The sequence below is a fragment of the Halomonas sp. C10-5 genome (assembly GCF_057169305.1).
Map to the genome: position 1 here is coordinate 2,834,451 of NZ_CP175665.1, position 14,694 is coordinate 2,849,144.

General features: G+C 68.0%; 12 protein-coding genes. 4 read left to right on the top strand and 8 right to left on the bottom strand.

Annotated elements, in window-relative coordinates:
* Window positions 1-815: 815 nt before the first annotated feature.
* From argA to ACJ7IV_RS13245, 3 genes are all read right to left on the bottom strand, one after another.
* Complete coding sequence (argA, locus tag ACJ7IV_RS13235) at window positions 816-2,129, bottom strand: amino-acid N-acetyltransferase (protein WP_483864790.1); 1,314 nt, start codon at window positions 2,127-2,129, stop codon at window positions 816-818.
* Window positions 2,130-2,302: 173 nt separating this feature from the next.
* Entirely contained in the window at window positions 2,303-3,568 is a 1,266-nt protein-coding gene (locus ACJ7IV_RS13240) for an inorganic phosphate transporter (protein WP_483864791.1), read from the bottom strand.
* A gap of 73 nt (window positions 3,569-3,641) precedes the next feature.
* Window positions 3,642-4,322 (bottom strand): TIGR00153 family protein, encoded by a 681-nt coding sequence (locus tag ACJ7IV_RS13245; protein ID WP_483864792.1) that lies wholly within the window; start codon window positions 4,320-4,322, stop codon window positions 3,642-3,644.
* A 104-nt stretch (window positions 4,323-4,426) separates the two neighbouring features.
* Here ACJ7IV_RS13245 and ACJ7IV_RS13250 point away from each other — a divergent pair, with 104 nt between their 5' ends.
* Both ACJ7IV_RS13250 and ACJ7IV_RS13255 read left to right on the top strand, forming a co-directional pair.
* The gene (locus tag ACJ7IV_RS13250; RefSeq protein WP_483864793.1) at window positions 4,427-5,293 is read left to right on the top strand and encodes a CYTH domain-containing protein; all 867 of its coding nucleotides are present in this window, start codon (window positions 4,427-4,429) and stop codon (window positions 5,291-5,293) included.
* A 23-nt stretch (window positions 5,294-5,316) separates the two neighbouring features.
* Complete coding sequence (locus ACJ7IV_RS13255; protein ID WP_483864794.1) at window positions 5,317-6,249, top strand: ion transporter; 933 nt, start codon at window positions 5,317-5,319, stop codon at window positions 6,247-6,249.
* Between the two features lie 12 nt (window positions 6,250-6,261).
* On the opposite strand, the gene ACJ7IV_RS13260 is transcribed toward ACJ7IV_RS13255, so the two are convergent.
* Window positions 6,262-6,885, bottom strand: coding sequence for an L-threonylcarbamoyladenylate synthase (locus ACJ7IV_RS13260; RefSeq protein WP_483864795.1), 624 nt, complete (start codon window positions 6,883-6,885; stop codon window positions 6,262-6,264).
* A 4-nt stretch (window positions 6,886-6,889) separates the two neighbouring features.
* On the bottom strand, window positions 6,890-7,795 hold the full coding sequence (locus tag ACJ7IV_RS13265; RefSeq protein ID WP_483864796.1) for a PHP domain-containing protein: 906 nt from the start codon (window positions 7,793-7,795) through the stop codon (window positions 6,890-6,892).
* A gap of 126 nt (window positions 7,796-7,921) precedes the next feature.
* Here ACJ7IV_RS13265 and ACJ7IV_RS13270 point away from each other — a divergent pair, with 126 nt between their 5' ends.
* Both ACJ7IV_RS13270 and mnmC read left to right on the top strand, forming a co-directional pair.
* Window positions 7,922-8,221 carry a YciI family protein gene (locus ACJ7IV_RS13270; protein ID WP_483864797.1) on the top strand — a complete coding sequence of 100 codons (300 nt, stop codon included), beginning with the start codon at window positions 7,922-7,924 and terminating at the stop codon, window positions 8,219-8,221.
* Between the two features lie 154 nt (window positions 8,222-8,375).
* A complete protein-coding gene (gene mnmC, locus ACJ7IV_RS13275; protein ID WP_483864798.1) occupies window positions 8,376-10,391 on the top strand; it encodes a bifunctional tRNA (5-methylaminomethyl-2-thiouridine)(34)-methyltransferase MnmC2/FAD-dependent 5-carboxymethylaminomethyl-2-thiouridine(34) oxidoreductase MnmC1 in 2,016 nt (671 codons plus the stop codon).
* A 45-nt stretch (window positions 10,392-10,436) separates the two neighbouring features.
* On the opposite strand, the gene ACJ7IV_RS13280 is transcribed toward mnmC, so the two are convergent.
* The 3 genes from ACJ7IV_RS13280 to zipA form a co-directional block, all read right to left on the bottom strand.
* The gene (locus ACJ7IV_RS13280) at window positions 10,437-10,709 is read right to left on the bottom strand and encodes a YheU family protein (RefSeq protein WP_213312129.1); all 273 of its coding nucleotides are present in this window, start codon (window positions 10,707-10,709) and stop codon (window positions 10,437-10,439) included.
* Complete coding sequence (gene ligA, locus ACJ7IV_RS13285) at window positions 10,706-12,787, bottom strand: NAD-dependent DNA ligase LigA (protein WP_483864799.1); 2,082 nt, start codon at window positions 12,785-12,787, stop codon at window positions 10,706-10,708. Before ligA ends, ACJ7IV_RS13280 begins: the two co-directional genes overlap by 4 nt.
* Window positions 12,788-12,921: 134 nt before the next feature.
* Entirely contained in the window at window positions 12,922-14,502 is a 1,581-nt protein-coding gene (gene zipA / locus ACJ7IV_RS13290) for a cell division protein ZipA (protein WP_483864800.1), read from the bottom strand.
* Between the last annotated feature and the right edge of the window lie 192 nt (window positions 14,503-14,694).

Genomic DNA, 14,694 nt, shown 5'->3' on the forward strand with positions numbered 1-14,694 from the left:
GGGCGGTGGATGGGGCTGCCATCATGTCGGACCTTGAGAATACCAGAGTTTGCTCGGGAGCCGTGTCTCCCGCCCCCGAGCCCGGGCGAGCGGCGAAAAAAAGGGCCGGCAGGGCCGGCCCAAGTACGCAGGGAACTGAAGGGTCTGAAAGGATCACCACTGGTGGCCTGATCCATCCAGCGCTCACCCTTCCAAACGGGCCGGGGAGGGCCCTCGAAGCCATGGGTCAGCCATCTGCCACCAGGGGCTGGCCTTCCTCATGTGGACGATGCGCCAGGCGCATCGCCCTGCTTCGTGTCTGGCAGTGTCGTCCGGCCTGGCCGCATCGGGTCGGGCCGTAACGCCACTGCGCGATTCGATCCCCCGCAAGGGGGAGAGGCATCCATGCCAGGGCATCCTTGCCCTTGGGGTACGCGTCCATGACCGTGTCGGTACCCGTCTCATCGCAACCTAAGTCACACATCGCTAGGAGCAGACGCTGATCGCCGGGGAGGCGAGGCACAGGGCAGCGTGGTTTCGCCCCCTCGGTGATCGAAACGGTTCGAGCCGTAATGAACCGCTTTCGTTGCTCACCAAGAGTATTGCGATAGCCGTGCCAGAAAATGAAAAATCACTTATTTTCAGATAGTTAAATACAACACGAATCTGGCACGACGGCAGGATGAAGATAACGGGAGGATTTCGGGGGCCAATCCGTCGCCAGGAGGCGACGGCATGCAAGAGGATTTCGAGAAAGTCTTTATTTTCAGCAGCTTGAGAGGTCGCAATACGACGACAGTGGCGCCGCGCATGGCGCCACACGGCGACACCCCTGCTCAGCCCAGCGGTTTGACCAGCACCTTGGACTTGCGGGCGTGGTTGTAGGTGTCCCGGCGCAGTGGAGGCAAGGCCTCGAGGTCGGCCAGACGAAAGCCGTGCTCGAAGAACCAGTGCGTGGTGTGGGTAGTCAGGGCGAACAGCGCCGACAACCCCAGGCGACGGGCGCGCCGCTCGATTTCGGCGAGCAGCAGCTCGCCTCGGGCACCGCCGCGGTAGTCGTCGTGAACCGCCACGCAGGCCAGCTCACCCATCTCGGCATCGTCGAAACGGTGCAGGGCCGCACAGCCGATGATCATGCCGTCACGCTCGATCGCCAGGTAGTCGTCGATCTCGTGCTCGAGGCGTTCCCGGGAGCGGGGCACCAGCATGCCGCGCCGTTCCAGGGGCTCGAGAAGCTCCAGCAGGCCGCCGATATCCGCCAGCTCCGCCGGGCGCAACTGCTCGTAGCGGTGCTGGGTGATCATGGTACCCACACCGTCACGGGTGAAGAGCTCGCCGAGCAGGGCGTCGTGGTCATGCCAGGAGAGCAGATGGGTGCGCGCCACCCCGTGGCGGGCCGCCTGGCATGCGGCCTCCAGATGGCGCGCCAGCTCACTGCCGGGCGCCGCCTGGGCCAGCAACGGCCCCGCTTCGGCGGGAGTCAGCTGGCGCTGCAGCTGGCCGCTGGCATCGAACAGCCCGCTGGCCTCGCCGAGCAGGATCAGCTTGTCGGCAGACAGCGCCATGGCGGCGTGCTGGGCCACATCGGAGGCGTCGAGATCGAACACCTCGCCGGTGCTGGAGAAGCCCAGAGGCGGCAGCACCACCAGCGCCCCCTTTTCCAGCAGCCCCTCGATGGCCTGGGTACGCACCCGACGCACCTCGCCGCTGTGATCGAAATCGACCCCTTCACGAACTCCCAGTGGCTTGGCCATCACCAGGTTGCCGGAGACCGCGGTGAGCTCGACGCCATGCATGGGCGTGTTGGGCAACCCGAGCGAGAAACGCGCCTCCAGCCACAGCCGCTGCTCGGCGGCAACCCGCTCGATGCAGGCCATCACCTCGGCGTCGGCGACCCAGCGTCCCTGGTGCTGTCCCGGCGTGATTCCCGCGGCCTCCAGCGCCTGCTGCACCTGGGGACGGATGCCGAACACCACCACCAACCGCACGCCGAGGGTGTGCAGCAGCGCCAGGTCCTGTACCAGCTGCTCGCCACGCCCCCGCGCCATCGCCTCGCCCTCGATCAGGATGACGAAGGTTCGTCCGCGATGGGCGTTGATGTAGGGCGAGGAGTTGCGAAACCAGTCGACGAAGGGGAAGCGTGTATCCAAGGGCCGCTCTCCGGCAGCGGGTGAACGATAGCAGCTGGGGAGCCACGACTATAGCAGAGCGATGAAAACGGCGGCAGCGGCCAAGCGGCAGCGTGGCACCGGCCGCGACAAATGGAAACCCCGAGGCCTCGGCCTTCGGGGTTTCCTGTCGCTCGGTGCTTGCCGCTCGACGCTTAGCCGAACATGCCCTTGAAGGTGAAGAAGAACAGGATCGCCAGGCCCGCACCGGCGGGCAGGGTGATCAGCCATGACATGGCGATGGTGCCGATCACGCGCAGGTTGAGTGCCGTCATGCCGCGGGCCAGGCCCACGCCCAGCACGGCCCCCACCAGGGTGTGGGTGGTGGAGATCGGCAGGCCGGTGCCCGAGGCCAGCACCACGGTGACCGCGGCGGCCAGGGTAGCGGCGAAGCCACGGCTGGGCGTCAGCTCGGTGATGCCGGTGCCCACGGTGGCGATCACCTTGTGGCCATAGGTGACCAGGCCGACGACGATACCGCCGCCGCCCAGCACCAGTACCCACCAGGGCACCAGGGCCGCGGCCTCGATCTCGCCACCGGTCTGTACCACGCTGATCACCGCCGCCAGCGGCCCCACCGCATTGGCCACGTCATTGGAGCCGTGGGCAAAGGCCATGGCACAGGCGGTGAAGATCATCAGCACGCCGAAGACCCGCTCGACCCCGCTGAAGCCGAACTGGTCGGTCTTGCGGCTGCTGGCCTGCACCCGTCGCTCCATGAAACCACCCAGGGCCGCGACCAGCAGGCCGGCGAGGATGGAGAGCAGCAGGCTGGCACCGAAACCGAGGTCCAGGCCGACGTGCTTGAGGCCCTTGGTCAGGGTCACCATGGTCACCGCGAAGCCGACCAGGAAGACATACATCGGCACATAGCGCTTGGCCGCGGCAAAGGGGTCCTTGGCCTCGAAGATCAGGTGCTGTACCGACTTGAACAGGGTGAAGGCGATGGTGCCCGCGAGTACCGGCGAGACCACCCAGCTGGCGGCGATCTTGCCCACGCCTGCCCAGTCCACCGCGGCGGCGCCGAGGCCTGCCACCGAGAAGCCGACGATGGCACCGACGATGGAGTGGGTAGTGGAGACCGGCCAGCCCTTCATGGAGGCGATCAGCAGCCAGGTCGCGGCCGCCAGCAGCGCCGCCAGCATGCCGTAGACCAGTAGCTGCGGGTCATCCTGGAGCAGCTCGGGATCGATGATGCCCTTGCGAATGGTATTGGTGACTTCGCCGCCGGCCAGCCAGGCGCCGAGAAACTCGAAGATCACGGCGATGATGATCGCCTGCTTGATGGTGATGGCGCGAGAGCCTACCGAGGTGCCCATGGCGTTGGCGACGTCGTTGGCACCTACACCCCAGGCCATGAAGAAGCCGAATAGGCAGGCCAGGATGATGAAGATCTCGCCGTGCTGCGCAATGATCGACATGAGGATGTGTCCCCTCGTTGCGGTCGTTGGATGGCGTACTGGTGCGCCCCCGGGATCACCGGGGCCGTGGAATTCAGTTGGCCGTCATGATCTGCAGGCGGCTGCCCACGCGCTCGGCGCGGTCAGAGAGCTCACCCACCCAGTCGATGATCTTGTAGAGGAACATCACGTCTACCGGCGGCAGGCGATCCTCGAGGCCGAACAGCTGGCGACGAATGGCGATCTGCTGGTCGTCGGCCTGCTGCTCCAGGCGGTGCAGCTCGCGGATCAGCTTCTGCATCACGTCGCTGACGTTGCGACCGAAACCGGACTCGAGCAGCTCCCGGAGCTCCTCCAGGGCGTGGCGAGCCTGGGCCACGCAGGCAACCGCGGTGCGCATGTAGTCGCGCATCGGCTGGGCCAGCTCCTCGGGCACCTGCATGCGCCGGCCAAGCATGATTCCGGTGATGTCGCGGACCTTGTTGGCGATCTTGTCCTGCACGCTGATCAGGTCGAGCAGATCGGAGCGCGACACCGGCAGGAACAGGGTATTGGGGAGGTTGAGGCGCAGCTCGGTCTTGAGCTCATCGGCCTCATGCTCGAGGCGCGTAATCGACTCGCGGTGGGTCGCCGCCTCTTCCCAGTCGCCCACCAGGGTCGCCTCGAAGAACGGCAGCAGATGATCGGCGCACTCGCTCGTCTTGACGATATGGGTCAGCAACGGCTGGAATGGCGAGCGACCGAACATCGCGGAGAAGGGATTGGATGTCACCATAGGGCATCTCGAAACCTGGAAAATGGCGGCGACAGTATAGTGACCCCTGCTGCTATCGTCATGAAATATTCATTCAAACGTCATCTGATCGAGGCCGCCGCCACATGAGTCAAGAGATCGAACTGAAGCTTGCCCTGGGTCCCGAAGGCCCCGACGCCCTGCGCCATCACCCCCTGCTCGCGGACATCACACCCGGCGTCGTCTTCCTCGGCAACACCTACTTCGACACCCCCGCGGGTGAGCTGGAGGCGGCACGCATGGCGCTGCGCCTGCGACGGCTCGATGGCCGCCTGCTGCAGACGGTGAAGACCCGCGGCGAGGGTGGCGGCGGCCTGTCGCGGCGCGGCGAGTGGGAGTGGCAGGTCCCGGGACCGGGGCTGGACCTGGCCGGCCTGGCAGGGCTGCCGCCGGCCACACTGGGCCGGGACGTGCTGGAACGCCTGGAGGCGCGCTTTACCACGGATTTTCGCCGCAAGACCTGGCAACTGGAGCACCGCGGGGCAACGATCGAGCTGGCGCTGGACGAGGGCGAGATCACCGCAGGGGATCGCCGCGTGGCGATCCGCGAGCTGGAACTCGAACTCAAGGCAGGCGAGACAGCCACTCTGTGGTCGCTCGCCGAGGCCCTGGCCGAGCGCGTGGCGCTGCGTCCCTCGGACACCAGCAAGGCCGCTCGCGGCGGCGCCCTGCTCGCGGGCGAGTGGCGCCTGCCCGAGGGGGGCTCGCCACAGGCCTGGTTGCACCGCGCCGTGGTGGCACTTGACGCCCACACCGACAGCGGTCGCGCCGAGTACCACGCGGCGGCTCGCGAGGCCTTCCGGCGACTCGCCTCGCAGGGCGACACTGTCACACGCGAGGCGGCAGGTGCACTCGCCGACGCCCTGGTCGATGATATCTGGCTGACGCCTGCCCTCGGGCGCTGCCTGCTGCAGTTGTCGCACCACCTGTCGGGCCGTGAGCCCCTGGCCTGACCCCACCTACAAGGACGCCGCCCGTGAACCACCTGCCCAAACCCGCCGGCGAAGGCCTGCGTACCCGGGTCTTCCAGATCATCTTCGAGTCCGATACCCCGCTGGCCAAGGGCTTCGATATCGCCCTGATCGTGGCGATACTCGCCAGCGTGCTGGTGGTGATGCTGGAGAGCATCGAGAGTCTGCGGGCCGACTACGGCACCTTGTTCTTCTGGCTGGAGTGGGGCTTCACCATCGCCTTCACCCTGGAGCTGGCGGCACGCCTCTACTGCCTGGAGCGGCCGCTGCAGTACCTCAAGAGCTTCTACGGCATGGTCGACCTGATCGCCATCCTGCCCACCTGGCTGACGCTGATCGTGCCCGGGGCCCAGACCCTGGTGATGGTGCGCCTGCTGCGCACCCTGCGCATCTTCCGGGTGCTGCGCCTGATGGAGTTCGTCGGCGAGGGACGACTGCTGGTGGGAGCGCTGAAGCGCAGCAGCCACCAGATCTTCCTGTTCCTGTTCACCGTGTTCATGCTGGTCTCGATCTTCGCCTCGATCATCTACCTGATCGAACCCGCCGAGGCCGGCTTCACCAGCATCCCCACGGCGATCTACTGGGCCATCGTCACCCTGACCACGGTAGGCTTCGGCGACATCGTGCCGGTGACGCCGCTGGGCCAGGCGATCTCGGTAATGGTGATGCTGATCGGCTACTCGATCATCGCCGTGCCCACCGGGGTCTTCTCGGCGGAGGTGATTCGCTCGATCCGTGCCGACCGCTACTCCGACGAAGCCTGCCCCGGCTGCGGCCACGACCGCCACGAGCAGCGTGCCAAGTACTGCCTGCTGTGCGGCACCTGGCTGGATGAGGACACTCCCGACCCGCAGCTCTCCGAGGAGGAGCAGGAGGCCTGGTGGGAGGAGCACGGCGGCAAGGGCAACGACGCCTCCTCGCCGCCGCAGGAGGGCTGAGGCCGCGCGGGCCTACTCGCGGAAGGGCTCGACGTCGCCGCGCCCCTCGCGCAGGATCACCGGCGGCAGGTCACGCAGGTCCACCACGCTGGTGGGCTCCAGATGGCAGGCGCCACCATCGATGATCAGGTCGAGGTGGGCGCCGAAGCGCTCGCGGATCTCCTCGGCATCGGTCATCGGCAACTCTTCGCCCACCGGGATCAGGGTCACGCTCATCAGCGGCTCGCCGAGGGCCTCGAGCAGGGCGTGGGTGATGGCGTGGTCAGGCACGCGCACGCCGATGGAGCGCCGCTTGGGGTGCAGCAGCAGGCGCGGCACCTCGGTGGTGGCGTTGAGGATAAAGGTGTAGGCGCCGGGGGTGTGGGCCTTGAGAAGGCGGAACACGGCGTTGTCCACCTTGGCATAGGTGCCGATCTCGGAGAGGTCGGAGCACACCAGGGTGAAGTTGTGCTTGTCGTCCAGGGAGCGCAGCCACTTGATCTTGTCGATGGCCTTCTTCTCGCCCAGGTGGCAGCCCAGGGCGTAGCCGGAGTCGGTGGGATAGGCCACCACTCCGCCCGCACGGATGATCCCGATCGCCTGGTCGATCAGGCGCTTCTGGGGGTTCTCGGGGTGGATCTGGAAGAACTGGCTCATGTGGTCACGCTCCTGAATTGAGACGCGGCGCCAGCCGCGGATGGGTCCATACCGGTAGCGTAGCGGTGCGCGGCACCGGGCTCATGCTGCCCGGTGCCAGGTGGCCGCCGGGAAAGTGGAAGTCGCTGCCCTGGGAGGCGTAGAGGTCGCGCTCCTGCAACTGGCGCGCCAGGTCGCGGGTCACGTCGGGGTTCTGGAAGCCGCTGACCAGCTCGGCCGCCTGGCCGCCGGCGGCGGCGAAGTCGTCGAGCAGCAGGCCACGCTTGCGCCGCGTCAGGGAGTAGCGCAGCGGATGGGCCAGCACGGCCACGCCGCCGGCATCGACAATCCAGCCCACCGCCTCGGCGAGATCCGGCCACAGCGCCTTGACGTCGCCTGGCTTGCCATTTCCCAGGTGCTTCCTGAAGGCGGTCGCCACATCGGGGACCAGCCCCGCCGCGACCAGCGCCCGGGCAAAGTCGGGGCGCCCCAGGAGACGCTCGCTGCCGGCCTGCTCCCGGGCTTTGGCCAGGGCATCAGCGAGTCCGATCTTCTCCATGCGTGAGGCGATGGTCCCGGCACGCTTCTCGCGTGCCACGGCTTGTGCCGCCAACCCCTCGACCAGCGGGCCACGGGCGCCGTCGGGCAACAGCCCCACCACATGGATGCCGATGCCGCGCCACTGGGTGGAAAGCTCGCAGCCGGCGATCAGCACAAGTCCCTTCTCCTCGGCGGCCGCGGTGGCCTCAGCCACGCCGTCGACGGTGTCATGGTCGGTCAGCGCCATATGGGTCAGGCCCCGAGCGGCACACAACGCCACCACCTCGGCGGGCGGCAGGGCGCCATCCGAGGCGGTGGAGTGCATGTGCAGATCGATACGGAGAGGCTCGGGGTCACCCTCGAAGCGAACGGGAAGTGGAGGCATTGGCATGACGCCGACCGGCGACTTTGTCAGAATGGCCTACCATGGTGCGCGCCTGGCCAATGCCGGTCAATCCGGTGCAGGTCAATGACGCCCGCCCCTCGGCAATGCCGCCCCCATAGAAGGAAGCCACCCATGCTCTATGCGATCATCAGCGAGGATGTAAACAACAGCCTGGAGCGCCGACTGGCCGCCCGCCCGGACCATCTGGCACGCCTCGAGGCGCTGCGCGACGACGGCCGCCTGGTGATGGCCGGCCCCCACCCGGCGATCGACAGCGAGGACCCTGGCGAGGCCGGCTTCTCCGGCAGCCTGGTGGTCGCCGAATTCGACAGCCTCAAGGCGGCTCAGGCCTGGGCCGACGCCGATCCCTACATGATCGCCGGCGTCTACGCCAAGGTCACGGTGAAGCCCTTCAAGAAGGTGCTCCCCTGAGAGCGGCGGCCTGAAAAGAGCTGCTTATCAACAGCCGGTTTTGCACAGGCGCTGTGGATAACACTGTTGAAACGCCGCGGATGCCTTTCGCCAGCCCCCTGGCCCCGGCCCCGCGGCGCGACCGATCAAATTTTGAACGCTTCCGGAGCTCCCCTTGACCGCCGCCCCCGATGGCCTGCCGCCCCTCGCCGCCCTGGAAACCGCTCGCCTCGACTGGCGCAGCGATGCCAGCGGCGAGGCCGCCCCGCACTCCCCCGCCTTCGATGACGTCTACTTCTCCCGGCATGACGGTCGCGCCGAGACCGAGCATGTCTTCGTCGCCGGCAACCGCCTGGCGGAGCGCTTCAGGGAGTGGCGGGAGCCGCGCCCCTTCGTGGTCGGCGAGACCGGCTTCGGCACCGGACTCAACATGCTCTGCGCCTGGGCCTGCTTCGACGCCCAGGCCCCGGCCGAGGCGCGGCTGCACCTGGTCTCCACCGAGAAGTTTCCGCTCGGCCGCGAAGACCTGGCCAGGGCGCTGGCCGCCTGGCCGGACCTGGCCGAGCGCAGCGAGGCTCTCGTGGCACAGTGGCCCGAACCCGTGGCCGGCGTGCATCGGCTATGGCTCGACGAGCGGGTCACCCTGGACCTGCACCTGGGCGACGCCACCGAGCGCCTGGCGCTGCTCGACGGCCGGGTCGACGCCTGGTTCCTGGACGGCTTCGCCCCCGCGAAGAACCCCGAGATGTGGCAACCCGAGCTCTTCAAGGCCATGGCGGCCCGCTCACGGCCGGGCGCCACCTTCGCCACCTTCAGCTGCGCCGGGGTGGTCAAGCGCGGCCTGGCCGCTGCCGGCTTCGCCTGGCGCAAGGCACCGGGGTTCGGGCACAAGCGCGAGATGCTGTGCGGCGAGATCGCCACGCCTCCCGTGGATGAGCGCCGGCGACAGACGCCCTGGTTCACACCGCCGACCGCCCGGCCGCCCCGCCATGTAGCGGTCATCGGTGCGGGAATCGCCGGCGCCAGCACGGCCGCCGCCCTGGCCCGGCGCGGCATTGCCGTCACCCTGATCGACCGCTTCGCGCGCGCCGATCTCGGCAGCACCAACCTGCAGGGGGCCCTCTACGTCAAGCTTGCCGCCGACACCAACCGGCAGAGCCGTACCTACCTGGCGGGCTTCCTGCACAGCCGCCGCTGGCTGGCATGGCTCGATCCGCGGCAGGAGCTGTGGCGGGCCAGCGGGGTGCTGCAGCTGGCCCGGAGCGAGAAGGAGCAGGCGCGTCAGGCACGCTTCCTGGCCAACCACCCCCTGCCGGAGAGCGTGGTGCGGGGGCTGGACGCCGAGGCGGCCAGCGCCGCCGCCGGCGTCAGGATCGATGCCCCGGCGCTGGACTATCCCGACGCCGCCTGGGTCAGGCCCATGGAGCTCTGCGTGCGCCTGGCGGCAACGCCTGGCGTCACCTTCCGGCGCGGCGAGGTGGCGGCACTCCGCCAGCAGGAGAGTAGCTGGATGCTGGAGATGGCCACGGGCGAGCCGCTCACGGCCGATCAGGTCGTGATCGCCGGCGCCGTCGAGACGGCCACCTTCGCCCAGACCGCCTCGCTGCCGCTGCAGCCGGTTCGCGGCCAGCTCAGCCAGCTCGCGCTGCCCGCGGGGGCGCCTCGGCTGGGACGCGTGGTCTGCGCCGGCGGCTATGTGCCTCCGGCGGCGGATGGGGTGCTCAACTTCGGGGCCACCTTCGGGCCTGGCGATACCGATACCGGCGAACGCGAGGTCGACCACCGCGCCAATCTGGAGGAGCTGGAGCGCGGCCTGCCGCACTTCGTCGCCGCCCTGCGCAACGCCGGCGCCGACCTCGCCCCCGAGAATCTCACCGCGCTGGTCGGCGTACGGGCGGCCAGCCCCGACAAGACGCCCTACTGCGGCCCGGTGCCCGACGCCGACGCCTGGCGGGAGGAGTACGCGGTACTGGCCAAGGACGCGACGCGCATCCCCGAGACACCCGGCGGCCACCCTGCGGGCCTCTGGGTCAGCGCCGCCCATGGCTCCCGCGGCATGGCCAGCGCCCCGCTGTGCGCCGAGCTGCTCGCCTCGCGGATCTGCGACGAGCCGCTGCCCCTGGAGCAGCCGCTGGTGGACCACCTGCACCCGGGGCGGCGCCTGATCCGCGACCTGATTAGAGGAAAGTAGAGTCAGCGCGAGGCGTCGGGTACAGCCCGTAGAGGGGGCTGCGCCCTACCCCTCCTCTTCATCGTCGGCCAGGTCACGGCCGAAGGCCCGCCACTGGGCCAGGGTCATCACCTCGGTGGTCTCGGTACGCAGGTCATGGGCGATGAGCAGCTCGCCGCGCTCCAGCTGGCGCTTGAGCTCGGCCACCCAGCCGCGCATCCCCTCCCCGGTATCGGTGGTGTCATAACCCTGGCGGGTGACGAAGGCCTCCAGCAGGGCATCCAGCGTCTCCCCCGGCAGCATGCGGTAGGGCACCTCGATAAAGCGATCGCCGCTCATGACTCGCCCTCCTGCGCCTCGCCCTCTGCGGATGCGCCGGCTTCCCAGGCGGCCAGCCGCGCCAGGAAGGCCTCCTCGTCCAGTACCGGCACCCCCAGCTGCATCGCTTTATCCAGCTTGCTGCCGGCGGCCTCGCCGGCCACCAGGCCGGCGGTCTTCTTCGATACGCTGCCGGCCACCTTGGCCCCCAGCGCCTGAAGGAGAGCCTTGCCCTGATCGCGGGTCATGCTCTCCAGGGTACCGGTGAGCACCCAGGTCTGGCCGAGCAGCGGCTGGGGCCGCTCGGCCACGGCCTCCTCCTCCCAGTGCACGCCGCAGGCGATCAGGTCGTCGATGGTCTCCCGGTTGTGGGCCTGACGGAAGAAGGTGTGGACATGGGCGGCGACCACCGGTCCCACGTCCTCCACCGCCTCGAGCGCTTCGACCTCGGCCGCCATCAACGCCTCCAGGGAGCCAAAGTGTCGCGCCAGGTTGGCCGCGGTGGCCTCGCCCACCTCGCGAATGCCCAGGGCGTAGATGAAGCGCGGAAGCGTGGTCTGCCTGGCCTTCTCGAGCGAGGCCACCAGATTCTCGGAGGACTTCTTGCCCATGCGCGGAAGCGTGGCCAGGCGCTCGGCCTCCAGGCGAAAGAGATCCGCCGGGGTAGATACCCAGTCGCGCTCGACCAGGGCGTCGATCAGCTTCTCGCCGAGGCCGTCGATATCCAGCGCGCGCCGCGAGGCGAAGTGCTTGAGGGCCTCCTTGCGCTGGGCCGGGCAGTAGAGCCCCCCGGAGCAGCGTGCCACCGCCTCGCCCTCCAGGCGTTCGATCTGCGAGCCACATACCGGGCAGTGCTCGGGGAAGACGATCGCCCGTGCATCGACCGGACGGCGCTCCTCGAGCACCCGGACCACCTGGGGGATGACGTCACCTGCCCGACGGATCGCTACGGTATCGCCGATCATCACCCCGAGCCGGGCGATCTCGTCGGCGTTGTGCAGGGTGGCATTGGAGACGGTGACCCCAGCCACCGAGACCGGCTCGAGGCGGGCCACCGGGGTGATCGCCCCGGTGCGGCCGACCTGGAACTCGACGTCGTTGAGCCGGGTGGTCTCCTCCTGGGCGGGAAACTTGAAGGCGATGGCCCAGCGCGGGGCGCGCGCCACGAAGCCCAGCTCGCGCTGCAGGCGCAGGTCGTCGACCTTGATCACCACGCCATCGATATCGTAGCCGAGTGAATCACGCTTCTCGCCGAGGCGCCGGCAGTAGTCGATGACCCCCTCGGCCCCCTCGACCACCGCCAGTTCGGGATTTATCCGAAACCCCCAGTCACGCAGCAACTGCATCTGTTTGCTGTGGGTCGGCACATCGACATTGGCAAGGCTGGCCATGTCCTGATCCACCAGCTGATAGGCAGTGAACTCCAGGGGCCGCTTGTCGGTAACTCGCGGGTCGAGCTGGCGCAGACTGCCGGCGGCGGCGTTGCGAGGGTTGGCGAAGACCTTGCTTCCCTCCTCCCGGGCCTTGTCATTCATGGCCTCGAAGTCTGCGTGGCGCATGGTGACTTCACCACGCACCTCGAGGCGACCGGGCCACTCCTTTCCGCGTAGCCTGAGAGGAATCGACCTCAACGTCTTCACATTGGAAGTAATCCCCTCACCGGTGCGGCCGTCGCCCCGGGTAACTCCGGCAGTCAGCTCGCCGCCTTCATAGACCAGCGAGACCGCGGCCCCGTCGAGCTTGGGCTCGCAGCAGAAGGCCAGCGGCTCACCATGAGCCTCCAGGCGGTCGGCGACACGCCTGACGAAGGCCTTGATCTCCTCCTCGTCGAAGGCGTTGTCCAGGGAGAGCATGGGCACCGCATGCTCGACCTCGGGGAAGCCCGCCTCAGGAGGCGCCCCGACTCGCTGGGTCGGCGAGTCCGCCGTCACCAGCTCGGGATACTCGTCCTCGAGCTCCTGGAGACGACGCAGCCGGCGATCGTAGTCGGCATCGGTAAGGACCGGATCGTCGAGGACGTAGTAGCGGTAGTTGGCATCGTCTAGCTCGGCGCGCAGGCGCTCGAGCTCGTCGCGGATCTTCGAGTCGGGCTGGGTCATGGCAATCCGTGTCACGGTCTATCGCGTGGGCCTCGGGGCACGAGGCAAGATGATCGACTAGCTTACCAAAGCAACACCCCCCGTGGGGCTACCTCACGGGGGGTGTCTTGCAGCGTCACGCCTATGGCTTACGGCTAGTTGACCTGATAGCGGTGCAGGCGGTTGCGGCGCACGAACTCCTGCACCCGCTGGCGGGCGAACTCTACCGTCTGGGCGGTCATCACGCTCTGGTTCTCGTCCTTCAGCTCGCCACCCATGTGGCGCACGATGACCATCGCGGTCTCCACCATCGCCTCGAAGGCGGCACCGCAGTCCTCGGCACCCGGCAGCGGCATCAGCAGCGTGATCCCCGGCGTACGGAAGTCATCGATCGCCTCGATGGGGAAGGTCCCGGGCTTGACGCCATTGACCATGGAGAACTGCAGACGGCTCTCGGGGTCCTCAGTCTCGAAGCGGTGAAAGACCCCCATCTCGCGGTCATAACGCAGGCCACAGGCCAGCATCAGGTCGAGCAGGGCAGTACCGGAGAAGCCCTCGTCATCCCGGGCCATTACCGAGATGACGATGATCTCCTCGGCCTGGCTGAGGGTGAGACGGGCATGTTCCGCGCTCACGTCGTGACGCAGCGCCTTCTCCAGCACCGGATGGATGCGTACCTTGTCGCTGTAGCGGGATGCCTCGACGGCCTCCTCCTCGGCGACCGCCATGGCATCGTTCACCTCATCGGCCTGCCGGCGCGGCGCGAAGAGCGGATCGTCGCCATCCTCGGCGGCGGCTTCCGACTCCAGGCGCCGACGCTCGGCCTCGCGGGCAACTCGGGCAGACTCTGCCTCGGCCTGGGCCTGGCGCTTGCGCTCGGCCTCCTCGGCCGCCTTGCGAGCCTTCTCCTCCTCGCGACGAATCCTGTCCTGGCGCTTCTGCTCGCGACGCTCGGCCAGGCTCTTCTGCAGCGAAGCCCCGAAGCGCTGGACCGAGGCGCCCATGCGCTTCGAGCCACTCTTCAGGGAGTCGCCGACACCATCGAAATCGACCAGGCGGTAGCGGTCGTCGTCCTCGGCATCCTCGTGATCCCGGGGATCGGCGGCGAGGGGCTCGGCGCCGGCGTCTGCCATCGGCTCACCCGGTGCGGAGGTGGCTCCGGAAGTTTCCTCGAAGGCCGCAAGGGTAGGCTCGCGACGCTCTTCCACGGGGCTCTCGCCATGCTGCCGGGCGCCACGAACATCGGTATCGCGCTCTGCGGCGGCCACGTGGGGCTCGGGCTCGCTCTTGACCGAGCTTCTCACGCTCTCGCGTGATGCCGCCTCTTCCGCCCTCTCGGCCGATACCGATGACGCGGAATGCGCAACGCCGGCAGCAGCGGCACGTGGTGCTGCCGGTTCGGCGGCTACCGACTCATGCGCCTCCTGCTGGGGAGCGGAAGCCTTCCAGCTGGAAAGCACACGCGACGGGCCAGGATGCTCCTGGCGCTCGAGCTTGGGTTTGGGTTGCACACGGCTGTAATCGGCGGGCCTGACGACTCGCGCCCCTCCGTTGGGCAGTTCCCAGTTGATTTCGGCCTTGCGGGCCTCTTCGTCGGGGTCGGTGCCGTGGGCGTCTTCCGCCACCTCATCGAGGCGGGGAATACGTCGTTGGCGCTGCAGGCGACGCACTCCATCCACCACGATGAGGGTCACCAGCGCCAACCCCAGGATGATCAGCCACTCTCTAAGTTCCATGGGTCGTCAGCCTTTCGCTAGGGCGCCATGCCAGATGGTTGTCCGTCACCAGCATAGCGCGATTGCCGAAAAAAGGGCCACTTTTTTTATTTGTCAAGCACCGGCGATTTTCCACGCCAAGCCGAACCTGCCCTTCGCAATCGCCCTTCGATGATCCCCCTGCTTCCATGCATTGCAACATGTGATGCTTCC